19 protein-coding genes are annotated in these 19,066 nt (G+C 73.3%); 9 read left to right on the top strand and 10 right to left on the bottom strand.

All coding sequences use genetic code 11. The annotated features are described in order from the left end of the window. The first annotated feature begins 179 nt into the window (after positions 1–179). Entirely contained in the window at positions 180–779 is a 600-nt protein-coding gene (locus tag O1G21_RS28950) for a TetR/AcrR family transcriptional regulator (RefSeq protein ID WP_270147793.1), read from the top strand. Positions 780–1,016: 237 nt separating this feature from the next. On the opposite strand, the gene O1G21_RS28945 is transcribed toward O1G21_RS28950, so the two are convergent. Further along, a complete protein-coding gene (locus O1G21_RS28945) occupies positions 1,017–2,597 on the bottom strand; it encodes a protein phosphatase 2C domain-containing protein (protein ID WP_270147792.1) in 1,581 nt (526 codons plus the stop codon). A gap of 327 nt (positions 2,598–2,924) precedes the next feature. Between O1G21_RS28945 and O1G21_RS28940 the strand changes: the two genes are divergently transcribed. The 4 genes from O1G21_RS28940 to pth all read left to right on the top strand — a co-directional run bounded on the left by O1G21_RS28940 (position 2,925) and on the right by pth (position 5,660). Then, positions 2,925–3,446: a hypothetical protein gene (locus O1G21_RS28940; RefSeq protein WP_270147791.1), complete on the top strand. Its 522-nt coding sequence runs from the start codon at positions 2,925–2,927 to the stop codon at positions 3,444–3,446. Between the two features lie 103 nt (positions 3,447–3,549). Then, positions 3,550–4,212, top strand: a complete 663-nt coding sequence (locus tag O1G21_RS28935; RefSeq protein ID WP_270147790.1) for a DUF3105 domain-containing protein — start codon at positions 3,550–3,552, stop codon at positions 4,210–4,212. 86 nt (positions 4,213–4,298) lie between these two features. Beyond that, positions 4,299–4,931, top strand: coding sequence for a DUF305 domain-containing protein (locus O1G21_RS28930; protein ID WP_405000836.1), 633 nt, complete (start codon positions 4,299–4,301; stop codon positions 4,929–4,931). Positions 4,932–5,075: 144 nt separating this feature from the next. Then, positions 5,076–5,660: an aminoacyl-tRNA hydrolase gene (pth, locus tag O1G21_RS28925; protein WP_270147786.1), complete on the top strand. Its 585-nt coding sequence runs from the start codon at positions 5,076–5,078 to the stop codon at positions 5,658–5,660. 53 nt (positions 5,661–5,713) lie between these two features. Here pth and O1G21_RS28920 read toward each other — a convergent pair whose 3' ends face one another. Then, positions 5,714–7,222, bottom strand: a complete 1,509-nt coding sequence (locus O1G21_RS28920) for an MFS transporter (RefSeq protein ID WP_270147785.1) — start codon at positions 7,220–7,222, stop codon at positions 5,714–5,716. 144 nt (positions 7,223–7,366) lie between these two features. On the opposite strand from O1G21_RS28920, the gene O1G21_RS28915 reads away from it, so the two are divergent. Next, on the top strand, positions 7,367–7,882 hold the full coding sequence (locus tag O1G21_RS28915) for a MarR family winged helix-turn-helix transcriptional regulator (RefSeq protein ID WP_270147784.1): 516 nt from the start codon (positions 7,367–7,369) through the stop codon (positions 7,880–7,882). A gap of 43 nt (positions 7,883–7,925) precedes the next feature. Further along, positions 7,926–8,435: a GNAT family N-acetyltransferase gene (locus O1G21_RS28910; protein WP_270147783.1), complete on the top strand. Its 510-nt coding sequence runs from the start codon at positions 7,926–7,928 to the stop codon at positions 8,433–8,435. A gap of 29 nt (positions 8,436–8,464) precedes the next feature. Here O1G21_RS28910 and O1G21_RS28905 read toward each other — a convergent pair whose 3' ends face one another. The 7 genes from O1G21_RS28905 to O1G21_RS28875 all read right to left on the bottom strand — a co-directional run bounded on the left by O1G21_RS28905 (position 8,465) and on the right by O1G21_RS28875 (position 15,026). Beyond that, positions 8,465–8,974: a methylated-DNA--[protein]-cysteine S-methyltransferase gene (locus O1G21_RS28905; protein WP_270147781.1), complete on the bottom strand. Its 510-nt coding sequence runs from the start codon at positions 8,972–8,974 to the stop codon at positions 8,465–8,467. Further along, positions 8,971–10,524: a DNA-3-methyladenine glycosylase 2 family protein gene (locus O1G21_RS28900; protein ID WP_270147779.1), complete on the bottom strand. Its 1,554-nt coding sequence runs from the start codon at positions 10,522–10,524 to the stop codon at positions 8,971–8,973. Before O1G21_RS28900 ends, O1G21_RS28905 begins: the two co-directional genes overlap by 4 nt. A gap of 155 nt (positions 10,525–10,679) precedes the next feature. Then, positions 10,680–11,714 (bottom strand): UDP-N-acetylmuramate dehydrogenase, encoded by a 1,035-nt coding sequence (locus O1G21_RS28895; RefSeq protein WP_270147778.1) that lies wholly within the window; start codon positions 11,712–11,714, stop codon positions 10,680–10,682. Positions 11,715–11,725: 11 nt separating this feature from the next. Then, complete coding sequence (locus tag O1G21_RS28890; protein ID WP_270147777.1) at positions 11,726–12,769, bottom strand: serine hydrolase domain-containing protein; 1,044 nt, start codon at positions 12,767–12,769, stop codon at positions 11,726–11,728. Positions 12,770–12,771: 2 nt separating this feature from the next. Beyond that, entirely contained in the window at positions 12,772–14,076 is a 1,305-nt protein-coding gene (locus tag O1G21_RS28885) for a UDP-N-acetylglucosamine 1-carboxyvinyltransferase (RefSeq protein ID WP_270147776.1), read from the bottom strand. 2 nt (positions 14,077–14,078) lie between these two features. Beyond that, positions 14,079–14,819 (bottom strand): LbetaH domain-containing protein, encoded by a 741-nt coding sequence (locus tag O1G21_RS28880; RefSeq protein ID WP_270147774.1) that lies wholly within the window; start codon positions 14,817–14,819, stop codon positions 14,079–14,081. 84 nt (positions 14,820–14,903) lie between these two features. Then, complete coding sequence (locus O1G21_RS28875) at positions 14,904–15,026, bottom strand: hypothetical protein (RefSeq protein ID WP_270147773.1); 123 nt, start codon at positions 15,024–15,026, stop codon at positions 14,904–14,906. A gap of 370 nt (positions 15,027–15,396) precedes the next feature. Here O1G21_RS28875 and O1G21_RS28870 point away from each other — a divergent pair, with 370 nt between their 5' ends. After that, on the top strand, positions 15,397–16,803 hold the full coding sequence (locus O1G21_RS28870) for an ATP-binding protein (RefSeq protein WP_270147772.1): 1,407 nt from the start codon (positions 15,397–15,399) through the stop codon (positions 16,801–16,803). Positions 16,804–16,826: 23 nt separating this feature from the next. Next, a complete protein-coding gene (locus tag O1G21_RS28865) occupies positions 16,827–17,417 on the top strand; it encodes a GNAT family N-acetyltransferase (RefSeq protein WP_270147770.1) in 591 nt (196 codons plus the stop codon). Positions 17,418–17,751: 334 nt separating this feature from the next. Here O1G21_RS28865 and rsgA read toward each other — a convergent pair whose 3' ends face one another. Then, positions 17,752–18,909, bottom strand: a complete 1,158-nt coding sequence (rsgA, locus tag O1G21_RS28860; RefSeq protein WP_405000733.1) for a ribosome small subunit-dependent GTPase A — start codon at positions 18,907–18,909, stop codon at positions 17,752–17,754. Positions 18,910–19,066 lie beyond the last annotated feature (157 nt).

Genomic DNA, 19,066 nt, shown 5'->3' with positions numbered 1-19,066 from the left:
TTCAAGGGCTGATTAGACTGCTGGTCAGAGGCCATAGCGCGGAGAGTGCGGCGGCATCCACTGCATCACCCAGCAGCAGCCCCGGGCCTGACGTCTTCGGTGACCGGAGTGGGGGCGCCCTCCCCCGCTCCGGTACCGTTCCTCCCTCCCACTCCCCCGTCAGGAAGCAGCCCCCCACCATGGCCGACCCCCGCCCGCGCCGACCGGCGCGCCCCCGCGAGGAGGTCTTCGCCACCGCCCGGGCCGCCATCGCCGAACACGGGCTCGCCAAACTCACCATGGCCGGGCTCGGCAAACAGCTGCAGATGAGCGCCGGACACCTGCTCTACTACTTCGGCAGCAAGGACCAGCTCCTGCTGGAAACCCTCCGCTGGAGCGAGGACCAACTCGGCGCCCGCCGCCGCGAAGCCCTCACCGACCCCACCCTCGACCCCTGGCAACGCCTCGACGCCTACCTGCGCCTCTACCTGCCCGAAGGCCCCGGCGACCCGCGCTGGATCCTCTGGGTCGAGGTCTGGGGCCGCTCCCCCGCCAGCGCCGAACTCCGACAGGGCCAGCAGGAGATCGAAGCCCCCTGGCAGGCCGACCTGGTCGCCCTCATCGAAGCGGGCACCGCCACCGGCCACTTCACCCCCGGCCCCGCCCCCGCCCGCGCCGCCCAACTCCGCGCCCTCCTCGACGGCCTCGCCGTCCCCATCGCCATCGGCCTCCCCGACGCCCACCCCCCCACCGCCCTCACCCACGCCACCTCCGTCGCCACCACCCTCCTCCGCACCTGAACCCCGGCTGCGCGAGAAGTCGGCCCGGCCGACTTCTGGCGCCACCTCCTCACCCACCCGGCCCGCAGCAGCCGGGCCCGGGCCAGGTGCGGACCACAGCAGCGGGATCGCAGCCGTGCGACCGATGCTGGAAGCCGATCACTCGGGGTGAGGAAGCCCGGTGAACGAACAGGGGGTGCGTGCGTGAGAAGTCGAGCGGGCCGACTCCTGGCGCAGGCCCTCGTGCTCGGGCCGGCGTCACTCGGTCCAGACGGCGGCGGCGGTGCGGTCGTCGGCGTAGCCCTTGGCGCGGACTTGGACCTGGCGGAGGAAGTCGACGGTGCCCGGCGGGTGGGGGTGGGCCCAGTGGGCGGAGAGGAAGTGGGCGACGGCGGGCTCGTCGGCGATCGGGCGGGACAGGCCGGGGGTGCAGAGCAGCAGGATGTCGCCCGGGGTGGCGGGGACGAGGCGGAAGCGGAACGGGCGCGGGTCCGGCACCGGGGCTTCCGGGACGGGCGGCTGGCCGTCCGGGTGGTGGAGCAGCCGGGCCGCGTAGGCGTCGATCCAGTGGCCGGAGCGCAACAGGTAGAGCCCGCCGGGGCCGACGCCGAAGGCCGCGCGGTAGCCCGCCGCCGGGTCCAGCGACACCAACAGGCAGTGCAGCGAGGCCGGGGACGGGCTGTCGTCCCCCTCCGCCCGGGGCGCCAGCGCGCGCAGTGGGGCGGCGGCGCCGGTGGCCAGGCGCTGGAGGCCGTAGCGCAGCCGGTCCCGGGCTCCGTCGCGCAGGTCGGCGGCCAGGCCCGCCCGACTGCGCCCGATCGCGGCGGCGAGCTGGCGGCAGGCCTCGCCGGTTGCGGCGGCGACGGCCTGCGCGGTGAGCGACTCGTCCTCGGCGCCGCCCGTGCGGTCGTAGCCCGCGAGGACGGCGAGCAGCAGTGCGTCGGGGCCGTCGCCGAACCTGGTGACCAGCAGGCTGTCCCGGCGCGGCTCGCCCCGATAGCGGGCGGAGTCACCCCGGACGGAGACCGCGCGCAGCACCGTCGCTCCGTACTGGGCGCCCTCCAGCGCGGTGTCCGGTACGACCGTGGCGAGCGAGTCCGGGTCCGCCTCCGGTACGGCCGTCGGCTCGGGCCCGTACGTCGGGGGACGCTCGCCGACGTGCGGGACGGCGGGACCGCTGTCGGTGAGCGGGACGCGGATGGCCAGGCGCGGGTCGGGGATGGGGGCGGCGGGCTCCGGGTCGGGCTGCGGGGCGTGGTCGGGTTCGGGTTCGGGGGTGGGTTCTTTGACCGCCGGGGGTTCGGCGGTGGGGGCGGGGGCTGCTTCGGGGGCGGGTTCCGGTTCCGGTGCCGGTTCTGCCGAAGGTTCGGGCTCGGGCTCGGGGGCGGGCTCGGGGGCGGGCTCGGGGGCGGGCTTCTCCAGGGAGACCGGGGTGGGCGGCACCTCGGGTTCCGGCTCCTCCGGCAGCGGCGTGTCGGCGGGGGCGGACAGCCGATCGGTCTCGGTCGCGTCGCGCTGGCGTCCGATGCCGCCGGTCCCCTCGATCACGCCGATCGCGGTGTCGAACCAGTCGTCGATGCTGTCCCGCGCCGGCACGGGTTCGGCGACGGGCTCCGCGACCGGCTCCTCGACGGGATCCGGCTCCGGCTCCACCTCCGGTTCCGCCGTGCGCTGTTGCCCGATCAGCCCGGCCGCCGTGTCGAACCAGTCGTCGACGCTGCCGTCGCCCGGGTCCGCGTGCGGGGTGTCGGGGAGGGTGCCCGCCGGGCCGTCGTAGACGGTGTCCCACCAGCCGTCGTCGGGCCGGGGCGGCTGTGCGGGTGCACCCTGCTTGCTCATCTGGCGGCTCCTGGTCGGTCCGTGGTCGCGCCGCCCCCGGCGGGGCCGGACTGGCGTCATTGTCTCCAAGTGCAACGACCCTGTCCGGGTTTCGGCGACAACCGGTCACCGATCGGATCATCCCGGCCACCGCGTTCACCTGGCGCTTCGCCGGTGCCGGGGTGGCGGGGTGGGGCGGCCGTCACCGCCGCGTTCGTTTCCGTTCCGTCCGCGCTTGCCGGATGTGCCCCGAGCAGGGCGTTTCCTGGAGATTGCGGGGTGTTGGCGGTCGAAAATGAGGGCCGATGAGGGGCATCGCTTCACCCGTTCGGCTGATTAAATGTCCGCATGACCGCGTCGGCCCCGAGCTCACCCCGACCGGGGAGGGCCGCATCGGCGGGCCGCCCGGCGGGTGCGCTGTTGGTCCTGCTGCTGGTCACCCTGCTGGCCGCGCTGCCGTGTACGGGCCTGGCGAAGGCGGACGCGTCCGCCCGCCCGGCGCCGGACCCGGTCAGTGCCGTCTCGGTGGTCAGCGCCGCGGAGGCCACCGCCCAGTCCTCGCACGCCCGTGATGCCGCGCGCGATGCCGCCCGGGCGTCCGATCACGGCCACCTCCGGGTCTCGGAGCAGCAGGACCACTGGATCCTGTGCACCGCCGACGGCCAGCCACCGCGCAACAACGGCTGTTCCAGCCACCCGTTCTGCCCGCAGGACGCCCAGCTGCCGAACCCGCCGCCGCATCCGCAGCCCGCCGCGTGGCCACTCGCCTCCCCAGCGCCCGAGGCGCTGCCCCGGGTGATGCCCGCGGGCCTGCTGGACGGCCCGCACCCGGCCCCCGATCTGCACGAACTCCAGGTCCACCGGTCCTGAGCGGAACCCACCGCCGACGCTGCCCGTCGGCGGGTCCGCCCCTCCCCCCACTTCAGCCGACCGTCGCCACCAGCCGTGCGCGGCGGGGACAAGGACAACCATCATGGGTTCCGCCTCCAAGCAGTCCAACAAGCCCGGTGGCAAGGGTGCCGTCGACCGCCGCACCCGGATCGCCGAGCTGCGCGCCGCCGAGCAGCGCCGCGACCGCCGCAACAAGGTCGTCGCCTCGGTGGCCGCCGGTGTGCTGGTGATCGGCGCGATCGCGACCGGCACCTGGTTCGTCATGGACCAGAACCAGAAGAAGAAGGACCGCGAGGCCGCCGCCAACGCGGACATCCCGGGCGTGAAGACCTTCGGCGACCTGAGCCGCAACCACGTCAAGGACAAGGTCAACTACCCGATGACCCCGCCGGTCGGCGGCGACCACAACGCGATCTGGCTGGACTGCATGGGCCACGTCTACGACCAGCCGGTCGAGAACGAGCGCGCCGTCCACTCGCTGGAGCACGGCGCCGTCTGGGTGACGTACAACGGCAAGGCCACGCCGGAGGACATCAAGACCCTCTCCGACAAGGTCAAGGCCACCCCGTACTCGCTGATGAGCCCGTACCCGGACGAGCAGGGCACCATCACCCTGAACGCCTGGAGCACCCAGCTGATCGTGGACAGCGCCAGCGACCCGCGGGTCAACCAGTTCTTCAACAAGTACGTCCAGGGCAAGCAGACCCAGGAGCCGGGCGCCTCCTGCACCATGGGGCAGATGTGAGCGCCGACCGGACCCGCCCCGAGGACGCCCTGGAACCGGAAGCGGACCCGCAGGAGGAGGCCACGGCCCGTCCCGGCCGACGGCGGATGTGGTGGCCGGCCGCGCTGGCCGCCGCGGTGGCGCTGGCGCTCGGGCTGCCGGCCGTGGTGGCCGGGGGGACCTCGGCCTCCGGTTCGGCCTCGATCACCATCCCCGCGGACGACTCGCCCGAGGCCGGGTTCGCCCGCGACATGGCGACCCACCACCAGCAGGCGGTGGACCTGTCGTTCATCGTCCGGGACCGCACCGGCGACGAGCCGACCCGCACCCTCGCCTTCGACATCATCAACACCCAGGCCAACCAGCGCGGGATGATGACGGGCTGGCTGGACCAGTGGGGGCTGCCGCAGCACTCGACCGCCAAGCCGATGGCGTGGATGAAGATGGACCACGACTACCAGGCGCACGACGGCTCGCTGATGCCCGGCATGGCCACCAACGCCCAGATGGCGAAGCTGCGCACGCTCAGCGGGCGGGACGCCGAGGTGTACTACCTGCAGCTGATGATCGAGCACCACAAGGGCGGCGTCGAGATGGCCCAGGGCTACGTCGACATGGCGAAGAACGACGTCGAGAAGCGGCTCGCCCAGTCGATGGTGGTCGCGCAGACGTCCGAGCTGGAGCTGATGACCGACATGCTCAAGGAGCGCGGCGCCGCCCCCGGCGTGCCCGCGTCCTGATCCCCGCAGTCCTCCCCTCCGTCCCCCTCGTTCCTCCCGTTCCCCTCGTTCCCCGGCCGGCCGGGGCGCGACGGCGGGTCCCGCGACCCGCCCGTACCGCGCCCCGGCCGGCCGCCGTCCGCACCTCCCTTGGAGCACCCCCGCATGACCACCGACGCGCCCTGGCTGATCGCCGGACTGGGCAACCCCGGCCCCTGGTTCCGGCTGACCCGGCACAACGCGGGTTTCCTGACCGTGGACCGGCTGGCCGAGCGGCACGGCGCCCGGTTCCGCCGGCGCGGGATCGGCAGCGTGGTCGCGGAGATCGAGGTGGACGGCCGGCCGGTGCTGCTGGCCAAGCCGCTGTGGTTCACCATCAACCAGTCCGGCCGCCCGGTGGCCGGACTCATGCGCCGCTACTCGGTGCCGGTCGAGCGTCTGGTGGTCGTCCAGGACGACCTCGACTTCGCCTACGGCACCGGCAAGTTGAAGCGCGGCGGCGGCCCGGGCGGGCACAACGGGGTGCGTTCGGTGGGCGACGTGCTCGGCACCCGGGACTTCGTCCGGCTGCGCTTCGGCATCGGCCGCCCGCCGAAGGGGCAGAGCGTCGGCGACTACGTGCTGAAGAAGTTCTCGGACGAGGAACTGACCGCGATGCCAGGGGTGTTGGAGCGTTGCGCGGACGCCCTGGAGACGCTGGTGCGGCTCGGCCTGAACCGCGCCCAGGACGCCCTGAACGTCAGCGCGTAGCCGTCGTACGGCAGGTCGGTGGCCGTCGTACGGCACCGCGTGGCCGCCGTACGTCAGCGCGTGGCCGCCGCCGGGCGGGTCCGGGCTGCGGCGGGGCGGGTCAGCGCGACGGCCGCCACCGCGACCGCCGCGAGGGTGACCAGCACCGTCCGCCCACCGGACGCCGCGCCCGCCAGGTGGACACCGAGGACGGACAGCGCCATCCCGAGCGCGGTGCCGAGGCTGCGTGCCATGTTCACCATGCCGCCGCCGACGGCCGAGCACTCCGCCGGGATCGCCCGCATCACCAGGGCGTTGTTGGCCGGCAGCAGCAGGCCCAGCCCGTACCCGGCGACCAGCAGCGGGACCGCCACCGCGGCGGCCGAGACCGGCAGCACCGCGAACGTCAGCAGTCCGGCGGCGGCGAGGCCCGCACCGAAGCGGCACCTGGTGACGTCCGACCAGCCCCGGGGCAGCAGCCCGCCGCCGACCGTCGCGGCGACGGCGAACGCGGCGGGCAGCAGGGTGACCACCAGGCCGGCGGCCGCCGTCGACACGCCCGCGCCGGTCAGCAGCACCGGGCCCAGCACGAGCGGGCAGAACAGCAGCAGGTAGCCGATCAGCGCGACCACCAGCCCGGACCGCACGCCCGGGGTGTTGACCAGCCCGGGCGCCAGGATCGGCCGGGCCGCCCGGCGCTCCTGGCGCACCAGCGCCACGGCGAGGACGGCGGCGGCCAGCAGCAGGACGGCGACCGCCCAGCCGGGCAGCGGCAGGCCGGAGGCCGTGGACAGCGCGAGCAGCAGCGCGGTGGTCGCGCCGGTGAGCAGCAGCATGCCGGGCAGGTCGAAGCGGGGCTCGCGCGGCTGCCGCCCGCTGCTGCGCGGCGTATCGTCGCGCAGCCTCTCGCCGCGCGGTCGTTCGCCGCGCGGCTTCGGGACCGCCGTCGGCGGGCCGGTCCGGGTGCGGGGCAGCAGGTACCGGCCGGCCACGATGCCGAACACGGCGATCGGCACGTTCACCCAGAACACCCACCGCCACGAGGCGTGCTCCACCAGCAGCCCGCCCAGGCTCGGCCCGAGCGCCAGCCCGAGGCCCTGGGCGGCGGCCTGGATGCCGAGCGCGCGGCGCATCGCGTGCTCCGGGACGCCGCGTGCGACCAGGGCCACGCTGTTGGCCTGCATCATCGCGGCGCCGACGGCCTGCACGGCCCGGCAGCCGACCAGGATCCACAGGCTGTCGGCGCACCCGGCACCGAGCGAGGACAGGCCGAAGACGGCGAAACCGCCGATGTACATGGTCTTGCGGCCGACCAGGTCGGACAGCCAGCCGATCGGGGCCAGCAGGGCGACCAGGACGAGCAGGTAGGCGAGGGCGACCCACTCGACGGTGGCGAAGCCCGCGTCGAAGTGGCGACCGAGGGCGGGGAAGACCAGGGCGATGACGCTGGCGTCGAGCTGGCCGAGGAAGGCTCCGAGACAGACGGTGCCGACGGCCAGCCAGTGGGCGTGGCGCCAGCCGGCGATGCCGCGGGGCCGGGGCCGCTCGGTGAGCAGGCGCGCGGCAAGGACGGCGGCGTTCATGGGACAAACATATCGGATGCAGATATGTTCTTTCTACGACTTGCTCGTGCTGCGATACGAAGGAGCCAGCGGTACGGCCACACCGCGGCCGAGGGGCGGACAGCGCCCCGGAACAGCCCCGTACCAGGCGATACGCTGTCCGCCATGCCGTCGTCACCACGCGTTCCCGACTCCGCCACCGAAAGCCCGGACCCGGCGGTCGAACACGCCCGGCGGCTGACCGACACCGTCACCCGGCTGCGCCGCGCCCTGCGCAGCAGCATCCGCACCGACTACCCGTGGGAATCCCTGCCGATGGCGCAGGTCGAACTCCTCCAGACCCTCGCCGCCGCCCCGCTGCGGGTCGGCGAACTCGCCGCCCGGCAGCGGCTCGCCCCCAACACCGTCAGCGGGCTGGTCGGCAAACTGCTGGAAGCCGGGTTCGTCGACCGCCAGGCCGACCCCGGCGACCGGCGCACCGCCCGGATCGCGCTCACCCCGGCCGGACGCCGCCAACTGGACGACTGGCAGCACGCCCACGAACGCCGGATCGCCACCGCCCTGGGCACCCTCGACCCGGCCGACCGCGACGCCGTCGTCCACGCGCTGCCCGCCCTCGACCGGCTCGCCCGCGCCCTGGCCCAGCCGGGCACCCTGCCCGAGGGGCCTGCGGCCGGCTGAAATCGGTGGCCGCCGGAAGGCGGCGGGGACTACCGTCCCCGGCATGACCGACATCGAGGTACAGATCGAGCCCTGGACGGACGCCGACCTCGCACTGCTGCGCCGGGTGAACACACCGGACATGAAGAAGCACGTCGGCGGGCCGGAGACGGAGGAGCAGTTGCTCGTCCGGCACGGGCGCTACCTGGACTTCGTCCCGTCCGGCCTGGGCTGCATGTACCGGATCGTGCTGCTGCCCGAGGGCGAGGCGGTCGGCACGGTCGGCTACGGCACCCGCACCTGGGCGGGCGAGACCGTGCACGAGATGGGGTGGAACGTGCTGCCCGGGCACCAGGGGAAGGGCATCGCGGTGACCGCCACCCGGGCCGCCGTCGCGGCCGCCCGGCGCGAGGCCCCGCACCGCTACCTGCACGCCTTCCCCTCGGTGGACAACCCCGCCTCCAACGCGGTCTGCGCGAAGGCCGGGTTCACGCTGCTCGGCGAGACGGAGTTCGAGTTCCCGCCCGGGCGGTTCATGCGCAGCAACGACTGGCGGGTGGACCTGCGGGGTTGACGCCCGTCGGAAGGGCCTGTTCGGCGCGTTCAGAAGAGCGTGCCGCTCTCCAGCTCCAACAGCCGGCGCTTGCGGTCCACGCCCGCCGCGAAACCGGTGAGCGAGCCGTTGGCGCCGAGCACCCGGTGGCAGGGGCGCACGATCAGCAGCGGGTTGGCACCCACCGCGCCGCCGACCGCCCGGACCATCCGCGGCGACTGCCCGGCCAGCTCGGCGAGTTGGCCGTAGGTGACGGTCGTGCCGTACGGGACCTCGTCCAGCGCGGCCCAGATCCGGCGGCGGAACTCGGTGCCCTCGGGGGCGAGCGCCAGGTCGAAGGCGGTGCGCTCGCCGGCGAAGTAGGCGGTCAGCTGGGCGACCGGCTCGGCGAGGGCCTCGGGGTCGAACTCCCAGTCGTCGGCGGGCTCGGCCAGCGCGTACTTCTGTCCGGGCGCGGTGACGGTGGCGAGGGCCGCCGCGCCGCCGTCGTCGGGCCGCACACCGCTGAGCAGCAGGCGACCGAAGGGGCTCTCCATGGTGGTGTAGACGGTGGTGCTCATGCCGGGTCGTACTCCGTTCCGGTGCTGGTGCTGATGTCGGGGCTGGTTCCGGTGACCGGGGCGGGGCTCGCGAGGCCGGCCCACAGGCGGTGGACGGCGTAGGAGCGCCACGGGGCCCAGGACTCGGCGGCGCGGGCGGCGGCCTTCGGGTCGCCGGGGGCGCCGAGCCGGATCAGGCCGTGCTTGACGCCGATGTCGCTCGGGAGGAAGACGTCGGGGTCGGCGAGGGCGCGCATCCGCAGGTAGCCGACCGTCCACGGGCCGATGCCGGGCAGGGCCAGCAGCCGGGCGGCGGCCTCCTCCCGGTCCACCCCGCCGTCCAGGCGCACCACGTCCTCGGCCAGCGCCGCGCACAGGCCGGTGAGCGCGCGGCGGCGGGCCGCGGGCATCGCGAAGTCCTCCGGGTCGGCGGTGGCCAGGGCCGCCGCCGTGGGGAAGAGCAGCCGCAGGCCGCCGTTCGGCTCGGGCAGCGCGGTGCCGTACTTCTCGGCGAGCCGGCCCGCCAGGGTGCGGGCGGCGCCGACGGTGATCTGCTGGCCGAGCACGGCGCGGACGGCGAGCTCGTGCGGTTCCACGTGACCGGGCGAGCGCAGGCCGGGGCGCTCGCGGACCAGCGGGCCCAGCACCGGGTCGGCGCCGAGCTGCTCGTCGACGGCGTCGGGGTCGGCGTCCAGGTCGAAGAGGACGCGCAGCCGCTGGACGGCGGTCGGCAGATCGCGCAGGTCGGCGAGCAGCAGGCGGCAGTCGAGCCAGCCGCGGGTGCGCGGGTCCCCCGGGGCGAGGCCGTCGACCTCGGCGATGCCGTGCCCGTACGGGAGCGCGAGGGTGCGCCGGTAGGTGCGCACGCCGGGGCGCGCGCCGGGCACGACCTCCTCCACGCCGGGCACGGCGCGCAGTCCGAGGAAGTCGATCAGGTGGTCACTGTCGATCGCGCCGCGGTAGGCCAGGCGCAGGGTGAGGCCGCCGGCCGGGGTCGCGGTGCGGCGGCCCGCCACGACCTCGGCGCGCAGGCCGCTGGGGGTGCGGTCGTAGACCTCGCGAACGGTGTCGTTGAACTGGCGGACCGAGGCGAAGCCGGCCGCGAACGCGACGTCGGTCACGGGCAGCTCGGTGGTCTGCAGGAGCAGCCGGGCGGTCTGGGCACGGCGGGCGCGGGCCAGCGCGATCGGGCCGGCGCCGAGCTCGGTGGTCAGCTGGCGCTGCAGCTGCCGGGCGCTGTAGCCGAGCCGGCCGGCCAGGCCCGCGACTCCCTCGCGGTCCACCACCCCGTCGCCGATCAGACGCATCGCGCGTCCGACCAGGTCGGCGCGGTGGTTCCACTCCGGGGAGCCGGGGACGGAGTCCGGGCGGCAGCGGCGGCAGGCCCGGAAGCCGGCGCCCTGGGCGGCTGCGGCGCTGGGGTAGAAGCGGCAGTTGGCGCGCTTGGGGGTCACGGCGGGGCAGCTCGGTCGGCAGTAGATGCCGGTGGAGGTGACGGCCGTGAAGAACACGCCGTCGAAACGGGCGTCACGGCTGTCCACGGCTCGGTACCGGATGTCGTCGTCGATCACGTTGTCCAGTCTGCGGCACGGGGGAGGACGTCACTGGCGGAAATCGGACATCACCGTTGGGGGCCTCCCCGTCGCCGCTCCGGCTGTGCCGAAGCGGCGACGAAAAACCCCCTGCACGGGAACTGATAGATGTGGCCGCATGAGAAAGGTGGGGATCACTGCCAGGTGCCGACCGGTACCGGCTCGGGGTGGAGCGTGAATCCGGTCGCGGTCCCGACCTGCGCCGAGAGTGCGGTGAGGGCCTGGGCGAAGCCAGCTGCGGTCGCTCCGTCGTGGGCGGTGAGGGTGAGGGTGCGGCGTTCCGAGCAACGGATGCCGTCTGCGATCTTGTAGCCGGGGCGGTAGCCGGTGTGCTCCAGCAGCCAGCCGGCGCTGGCCCGCAGCTGCCCGTCGCTGTCGGTGTGGACCGGGCAGCCGGCAGCCGACCAGCGGGCGGCCTGGGCGGCCGTGACGGGTGGGTTGAGGAAGACCGATCCGGCCTGGCGGGCGTCGGGTCCGTGGGGATCGAGGAGGAGTCCACGGCGGTGACGGTTGGCGAGGACGGCGGTGGCCACCTCGGCGACGGGCGGTCGGGCGCCGACGTGGACGCCGAGTTCGTCGGCGAGCGGCTGGTACGTGATCGGCGCAGCCGGTGAGCGGGTGAGGTGGAACGTCGCGGTGAGGATGGTCCAGCGGCCGGGGTCGTTTTTGAAGCGGCTGTCGCGGTGGCGGAGGCGGCATGCCTGGGCGGGCAGGGTCCGCAGGCGGCCCGTGTCCCAGTCCCAGGCGGTGAGGCGGTCAAGGGTGTCGGAGACCTGCTGGCCGTAGGCTCCGGCGTTCTGGACGGGGGCGGCGCCGACAGTGCCGGGTATGCCGGCCAGGCACTCGATTCCGGCGAGGTGTTCGGCTGCGGCCCACTGGACGAGGTCGGCGAGCGGGTGGCCGGCCTGGACGGTCGCGGCCATCGTGTCGTCGTCCACCCGCTTCACGGTGATGCCCCGGGTGTTCATCACGGCGACGGTGCCCTCGTGGCCGTTGTCGGAGGCGATGACGTTGCTGCCGTGGCCGAGGGTGAGGGGTGCGTCCTCCTGCCGGTCGCCGATCGTACGGACCAGTTCGAACCAGTCGTCGGGGTCGGCGACCTGCAGGACGTCGCTGGCCGGGCCGCCGAGCCGCAGGGTGGTGAGGGACGCGAGCGTGCTGCTGGGCACGGGTGGCCCTCCTAGGGTTCGTCGGTGATCGCCTTGAGGGCGAGGGTCCGCAGTGGGGCGAGGCGGGTGCGGTTGTCCTGGTGGTGGTAGACGGCGTTGGTGCAGATGGCCAGGTAGCGGCCGGTGGCCGGGGCGAGGTAGAGGCTGGTCCCGGTGAAGCCGTGGTGGTAGGCGACCCTGCCCTCGTCCGCCAGGATCCAGGCCAGGCCACGGTCGAGGCCCGGCTCGATCTCGGCCTGCGGCCGCATGCTGTAGGCGAGCCAGCGGCCCAGGGGCCCATCGGCGGCGTGTGAGGTCAGCAGGTGGGTGGCGAAGGTGGCGAGGTCGGCCGGGGTGGTGAACACCCCGGCGTGGCCGGCGACTCCGCCGAGCAGGGCGGCGTTGTCGTCGTGCGGCATCCCCCACAGCCGGGGCCCGCCGGACAGTCGCTGCTCGGTCGGGGCGACCTGAGCGGAGCGGGGCACCGGTCCGTAGGTCGTGCTTGTCATGCCGAGGTGCTGCCAGAGCTCGGTCGCGAGCTCGTCCAGGCGCTGGCAGCGGTAGTGGGCCAGGGCCAGGCCGAGGAGGATGAAGCCGCGGTTGATGTAGCGGTGACCGGCTCCGGGGTCGGCGATCAGCGGCTCTCCGCAGATCAGGTCGGCCAGCGGCTCGGCGCGGTGCCGGTACTGGTCGAGGCGGGTGTCGGCCCGCAGGCCGGAGGTGTGGGTCAGGACCTGGCGAACCGTCACCTGGCCTCCGGGTGCCTCGGTCGGGATGCCGGTCAGCAGTTCGCGGATCGGGGTGTCCAGGGTGAAGCCATCCATGAGGGAGGTGCCGACCAGCGGCCAGGTGGCCAGGACCTTGGTCAGCGAGGCCACGTCGTACACCGTGCCCGGCCCCGGCCGGGCGTCGCCGCACTCCGGGGCGACGACGCCGGACGCCAGGTAGCCGGGCTCGGTGTCGAAGGTGCCGTGGGCGATGACACCACCAGGCACGGTGCCGTCAGCGGTCATCAGATCCAGGCACTCGCGCAGGTCGGCGAGCGCGTTCGGCTTCCACGGCACGGTGAGGGTCACGGCTACTCCTGGTCGATCGTCAGGTCGGCACCGAGCGCGGCCAACTTCGGCAGCAGGCTGCCGTATCCGCGCCGCAGGTGATACATCCCTCGGATCGTAGAGGTGCCCTCGGCGGCCAGGGCGGCGATCACGAGAGCGGTCACCGCCCGGATGTCTTCCCCGGCCACGTCGGCGCCGGTGAGGGCGGATCGGCCCCGGACGGTGATCACCGAGCCGGTCGCGTTGACGGCGGCGCCGAACGCGGCCAGGGCGGGCAGGTGAGTGTCGCGCTGGGTGTAGATCCGCTCGTTGATGCGGGACGTGCCCTCGGCCTGGGTGAGGAAGGCGGTCAGCTGCGGCTGCACGTCGGTCGGGAAGCCCGGGTGCGGGCCGGTGGCCATCTGCACCGGCCGCGGCCCGGCCGGGGTGCAGATGGCCGTTCCGCCGTCCAGCGGGTCGAGCTGGATTCCGGCATCGGCGAACACCGACACCAGCCCGTCCGGGAACGCGGCCGGCGGGAAGCCATCCAGGTGGACGGTGCCGCCGGTGATGGCGGCGGCCAGCGCGAGGGTGGCGGCCTCCAGCCGGTCCGGCGGCACGGTGAACACCCCGCCCCGGATGCGGTCGGTACCAGTGACGTTCAGGACCTTCCTGCCGCGCCACTCGATGCCGACGCCGGCCTGCGAGAGCAGGGCGGCGGTGTGGGTGACCTCGGGTTCCACACTGGGGTTGAGGATCGCGGAGGTGCCCGGAGTCCGGGCGGCCAGCAGCATCGCGGTGACCGTCGCACCCAGGCTCGGCCCCCACGAGCGGGTCTCGGCGTCGGTGATGAACGGCAGCCGTTTGCCGGTGAAGCGGGCCCGCACCCGGCCCCGGTCCACCTCGACCTCGGCCCCTGCGGCTTCCATCGCGGCCAGGTGCCGGTCGATGTAGCGGGCGCAGAAGGCGTCCCCGCCAGGGGTGGGGAAGGTGACCTTGCCGGTGCGGGCCAGCAGAGCGCCGCCCATCACCGCGGTGGTGCGGATGCGCCGTCCGAGATCGTCCGGGATGACGGGGAAGTAGGAGTCGGCCGGGCGGGTGGCGAACTCGTCACCGGTCACAGTGGCGCGGGTTCCGGTGCGGTGCAGGATGTCGGCGACAACCAGGGTGTCCAGGATCTCGGGTGCGCCGGCCAGGGTGAGCGGGTCGTCGGCGAGGATCGCGGCGGCGTACAGGTGCAGGGCGATGTTCTTGCTGCCCTGGACGGTGGCGGTGCCGGCCAGGCGGCGGCCTCCCGTGATCCGTACGGCCCGCTGGTCGGTCGTCGTGGCGGTGTCGTTGGTGGGCATGGTCACCTTCCCTGGCTTCCGGCCGGGAAGAAACCCCCGACCTGGGTCTTCGGGTAGAGCAGGGTGTGCGCGCCGATCAGGGTGGCGGGCTGGAGCACGGTGCCGGCGGGAACGATCACGCCGTCGCCGATCACCGCGCCGAACTTCGTCTGGCCGGTGGCGATGCGGCGGCCGTCGAGGTGGGCGCAGACCTCTTCGGTGGCCGGTTCGGTGACCGGACCGGAGGTGACCCGCAGGCCGGTGGTGGACACGAACGCACCGATGTTGACGCCGAGGCCGAGCACGGAGTCCCCGACGAAACTGGTGTGCTTCATGAAGACGCCACCGGTCAGCAAGCAGCGGGCGACCTCGGCGCCGAAGCCGATGCGGCAGTCGGGGCCGACGACGGTGTTGTCGCGGACCCGGGCGCCGGCCTCGATCACCGCGCCGGGGCACACCAGCACCGGGCCGGTGACGAACGCGCCTTCGGCGATGACAGCCCCGGGCGCCACGATCACCTGGCCCCGAACGGTGGCGCCGGGCTCGATGGCCCCGGTGGCCTTCGGCAGCGGGATGTCCAGGTTGCCGGCCAGCAGGTCGGTGATGGCCTTCTTGATGCCGAACACGGTCGGGCAGCGGCTCAGCAGGTGCAGCACCACCGGGTCAGTGATCTGCTCGGCGTCGAAGTAGTACGCGGGGGTGGTGCGGTAGTCGATGCGCTCCAGTTCGGTGTGCAGCGCGGGCGTGTCGGTCAACCGGTGCATGGCTGGTTCTCCTCTCGGGCGAGCGAGTGGAAAAGGGTTGGGGCGTTGTTGCGCCCCTGTGTTGGCGGGTGCGACTCGCGCGGATCAGTCGGCGCGATGCTGCGGGCAGGCGCAGGCGGGCCAGACCTCGATCCGGGCGACGTACTCGTCGGGCGCCGGGTTGGCGGCGATCACACCGGAGTCGTGTCCGGTCATGGCGTCGTGCATCGGGTCCCTCCCAGTGCCGGCCACGGGCCGGTGCGCCAGTGGTACTGGACGGGGTGATCAGCAGGTGCTGCACGCCGCCCCGACCTCACGCTTCGCTGTCAGTTGTGTGCGGATTGCGAAGTGCCGTCAGCATGGCGTCGAATGGTTACGCATCGATACGGCGTCGCTGCCGTCATGGCCTCGTCGTCGCCGGGAGCTGGTTGGCGTGGCCGACGACGTGGTGCGTCATGGCCACCGTCATGGCTGCCGTCATCTGGCCCGAGAGCCCTCCGGACGGGTTTCCTACGGACCGGCCATGGCTATCGTCAGAGCAGACGAACAGGGACGGAGAGGATTCGCTGTGGCCGAAACTCCCACTCTCTTAAGGGTCTTGACGCTGCAGCGGCACTGGCAGGTCTACGAGACCTTCCGCCTCCGGTTCGAGTCGACGGCGAACTCGGCCGCCGAGCAGGAGAACGACCTTCGGCTTCGTGGTTTGTCGGTCTCCAAACGGCAATTCGAGCGCTGGTACGGCGGCGCGGTGAAGACTCGGCCCTACCCTGACCAGTGCCGAGTGCTGGAGGCGATGTTCGGCGTCAGCGTCGACGTGCTCCTCGCGCCCGCACCCGCCGCTTCCTTGCCGGCGCCTGCGGTCGCCGGCTCGTTCGTCGTCCCGCCGCCACGGCCGGTCCCTGTCCTTCTCCCCTCCGAGCAGGCAGCGGTACTGCCTGCCGGTGGCCCGTCCAACAGCGAGACCCGCTTCGACGCGGGCACCACGGAATTGGAAAGGCAGGTCGCGATGGCGGCTCGTCGTGCACTTCGGTTCACCGCGTTGGCGGAGGGCAGCAGCATCGGCCCGGAGACCCTGGGACAGATCCACGACGAGGTGCGGCGGCTGACCGTCGCCTACCCGAGGCTGGCGCTGCCGACCCTGCTCGGCGACTTGGTCGAGGTCCAGGACCTCACCTTTCGCCTCCTCGAACACGGCCGCGTCAAGCCCCTGCAGGCCCGCGAGCTGTACCTGCTCGCCGGGATCACCTCCGGCATGCTCGCCAAGGCCAGCCACGACCTGGGCAACCCGAGCGCCGCGATGATGCAGGCCCGCACCGCCTTCGTCTGCGCCGACAACGCCGACCACCACGCGATGCGCGCCTGGGTCCGCTCGCTCCAGTCGCTCATTTCCTACTGGGCGGGCCGCCCCGGCGAGGCCGCCGAGTACGCCGCCCTCGGGCAGAGCGCGGCCGGCGACGTCCGCGGCACTACCGGCGTCTGGCTGGCCTGTCTTTCCGCCCGTGCCCACTCCCTCCTCGGTGACGGCGAGGCCACCCGCGCCGCAATCCAGCAGGCCGAGGAGTCCCGTGGGGCTGTCGAACCCGACGACCTCGACGCCTTCGGCGGCATCATGACCTTCCCAGTCCCCCGCCAGCTCTACTACGTCGCCGAGGCCACCGTGCAGCTCGGCGAGGACGCCGCACTCGGCGAGAGCCAGTCCGAGGCCGCCGTCGCCGCCTACCGCGACGCTTTCGAGGACGAGTGGGCCTTCGGCGACGAGGCCGGCGCCCAGACCGACCTCGCCCTCGCCCGCATCGCGCGAGGCGAGATCGAAGGGGCTGCCGAGGCCGTCCGCCCGGTGCTCGACCTCCCCATCGAGCAGCGGAACTTCGGCATCGTCAGCAGCACTCAGCGCGTCCACGCCGCGCTGAGCGCCGATAGCCGTGGCAACGGCATCGTGGGCGTCAACCTGCGGCAGGAGATCGAGGCCTTCACCGCCACCCCGACCTCGGTCCTCGTCCGGTGATCCCGCGGATAGGCTCCGCAGCCATGACCTCAGTCCACCTGGCCGGCCCCCGCCTGGCACTGCGCGAAGTCGAACCCGAGGACACCGACGCCCTCCTCGCCATCTACGGCGATCCCGTGGCCACCCGGCACCTCAGCTTCGAACCCCGCACCCGCGAGCAGGTCCAGGCGATCACCGCCCGCTCCATCGCCTCAGCGAAGACAACCCCTCGCACCGAGTACTGCCTCGCCATCACTCGGCTCGGCGCGCACCAGCTGATCGGCTACGCGCGTCTGGCGACTGAGCCCCAGCAAGCCGCCGCCATCGGGTTCGCCCTCCACCCGGCAGAGTGGGGCAAGGGCCTCGGCACCGAGACGGTCCACCTGCTGTGCGCACTCGGCTTCAATTACCTCGGCCTGCACCGCATTTGGGCGGCTCGCTCACCGCTGAACGAGGCCTCCGAGCGCACTCTGCTCCGAGTCGGCATGACCGAGGACGGTCGGATCCGCGACCACGTCTTCGTCCACGGTGCCTGGCGCGACTCGATCACCTACTCGATTTTGGAGCAGGAGTGGTCGCCGATCGATGGGCTGGAGGCCAGTGGGACGGTCGCTCCTGGAGGGATTCGGATCTGATGGCCCGGGGGCTGGGCCCCTCGCTTGTCCTCCCGTCGCCGCTTCGGCCTTGCCGAAGCGGCGACGGAACCGCTGTTTGGGAGTCGCCGACGTGGCTGCCCCCGCGCCCACCCGCCACCAACCCACCACACCCGCCGGATCCACCGGACGCACGGCGGCCAACCGGCGCTTCTCGCTCACCACGCTCACTGCGCCCACGCACCCCGGCCCGTCCTGTTCTGGTCGGCCGCCAGCGGCCGACCAGAACAGGTGGCCACTGCAGGTGGCCAGCGCGAGCGTTCGAACCCGCCCGAGCCGGGCCGTCGCCCGCCCTTAGGGTCAGGAGCACCTCCGCTCAGCGCTTCACCGGACCTCCCGCCGCGCGCATCGACTTGGTGATGGCCTTCCACTTGTTCAGCCGCGCCTTGGCCACCCGGGCGTCCGAGCGGGAGGCGATCCACTCGTTCTCGCGCTGGAGCTTGAGGTAGCTGTCCATCCGGCGCTGCGGCAGGGTGCCGTCGGCCAGCGCCGCCCGCACCGCGCAGCCGGGCTCGGTGTGGTGGTTGCAGTCGTGGAAGCGGCATTCCTCGGCCAGCTCGGCTATGTCGGCGAAGGCCAGGTCCACCCCCTCACCACCGTAGAGGCCGACCTCGCGCAGCCCGGGGGTGTCGATCAGCACGCCCCCGCCGGGAAGCGGTATCAGTTCGCGGGTGGTCGTGGTGTGGCGGCCCTTCTGGTCGACCTCGCGGGCCTGCTGGACTGCCATCACATCGGCGCCGGCCAGCGCGTTGGTGAGGGTGGACTTGCCCACACCGGACTGACCGATCACCACCGCCGTGCCAGGGGCGCAGGCGCGCAGCACGTCGATGCCCTCGCCGGTCTCGGCGCTGACCACCAGCACGGTGACGCCGGGGGCGACCGCTTCGACGTCGGCCCGGATGAACTCGGCGTCGTCGACGAGGTCGGCCTTGGTGAGGACGACCAGCGGTTCGGCGCCGGACTCCCAGGCCAGGGCGAGGAAGCGCTCGATCCGCCCGAGGTCGGGATCGGCCGCGAGTGAGGCGGCGATCAGGACGGTGTCGACGTTGGCCGCCAGCACCTGGCCGTCGGAGCGCTTGCCGGCCACCTTGCGGATGATCGCGGTGGAGCGTGGCAGCAGAGCGGTGACGGCGGCCATCGGCTGGGCATGCAGGTCGACGGCGGCCCAGTCGCCCGTGCACGGGCAGTTGATCATGTCGGCGTCGCCCACCCGCCTGGTGTCGAGCCGGACGGTGCGCAGCTCGCCCGTCTCCGGATCGGCGAGGACGGCGTCGCACTGGCCGCGGTCGACCCGGACGATCCGGGCCGGGAGCAGCCCGGCTTCGGCGAGCGGGGCGAAGAGCTGGTCGAGCTCGGGCGTCCAGCCGTAGCCGGCCAGCGTGGGGCTCTCGGTGGAGCTCCCAGTGAAGCCAGTGAGGCTCTCGGAGGAGAAGGAAGAAGAAGAGAACGACGGAACGGAGGCAGCGTTGAACAACGCAGTGGCCCTTCGGGAGGAGATGGTCCCGGCGGGCTACGGCTGGCGCGGAAGGCTCAGCCGGCGGCCGGGAAAAGGAGGTGAACGCGAGCGCTGCCCAGGGCAGCTATCGGGGCGACAACGACCACGGGGTTCACCTCCTGCTCTCTACTCCTCG

The organism is Kitasatospora cathayae (assembly GCF_027627435.1).
GTDB lineage: Bacteria > Actinomycetota > Actinomycetes > Streptomycetales > Streptomycetaceae > Kitasatospora > Kitasatospora cathayae.
This window is presented reverse-complemented; position numbering and strand designations above follow the sequence as displayed.

Coding starts and splice junctions, on each gene's coding strand:
- O1G21_RS28935 (WP_270147790.1), top strand. CDS start 3,550: ATGGGTTCCGCCTCCAAGCAGTCCAACAAGCCCGGTGGCAAGGGTGCC.
- O1G21_RS28950 (WP_270147793.1), top strand. CDS start 180: ATGGCCGACCCCCGCCCGCGCCGACCGGCGCGCCCCCGCGAGGAGGTC.
- O1G21_RS28910 (WP_270147783.1), top strand. CDS start 7,926: ATGACCGACATCGAGGTACAGATCGAGCCCTGGACGGACGCCGACCTC.
- O1G21_RS28945 (WP_270147792.1), bottom strand. CDS start 2,597: ATGAGCAAGCAGGGTGCACCCGCACAGCCGCCCCGGCCCGACGACGGC.
- O1G21_RS28915 (WP_270147784.1), top strand. CDS start 7,367: ATGCCGTCGTCACCACGCGTTCCCGACTCCGCCACCGAAAGCCCGGAC.
- O1G21_RS28930 (WP_405000836.1), top strand. CDS start 4,299: ATGTGGTGGCCGGCCGCGCTGGCCGCCGCGGTGGCGCTGGCGCTCGGG.
- O1G21_RS28880 (WP_270147774.1), bottom strand. CDS start 14,819: ATGCACCGGTTGACCGACACGCCCGCGCTGCACACCGAACTGGAGCGC.
- O1G21_RS28865 (WP_270147770.1), top strand. CDS start 16,827: ATGACCTCAGTCCACCTGGCCGGCCCCCGCCTGGCACTGCGCGAAGTC.
- O1G21_RS28875 (WP_270147773.1), bottom strand. CDS start 15,026: ATGCACGACGCCATGACCGGACACGACTCCGGTGTGATCGCCGCCAAC.
- O1G21_RS28885 (WP_270147776.1), bottom strand. CDS start 14,076: ATGCCCACCAACGACACCGCCACGACGACCGACCAGCGGGCCGTACGG.
- O1G21_RS28920 (WP_270147785.1), bottom strand. CDS start 7,222: ATGAACGCCGCCGTCCTTGCCGCGCGCCTGCTCACCGAGCGGCCCCGG.
- O1G21_RS28940 (WP_270147791.1), top strand. CDS start 2,925: ATGACCGCGTCGGCCCCGAGCTCACCCCGACCGGGGAGGGCCGCATCG.
- O1G21_RS28905 (WP_270147781.1), bottom strand. CDS start 8,974: ATGAGCACCACCGTCTACACCACCATGGAGAGCCCCTTCGGTCGCCTG.
- pth (WP_270147786.1), top strand. CDS start 5,076: ATGACCACCGACGCGCCCTGGCTGATCGCCGGACTGGGCAACCCCGGC.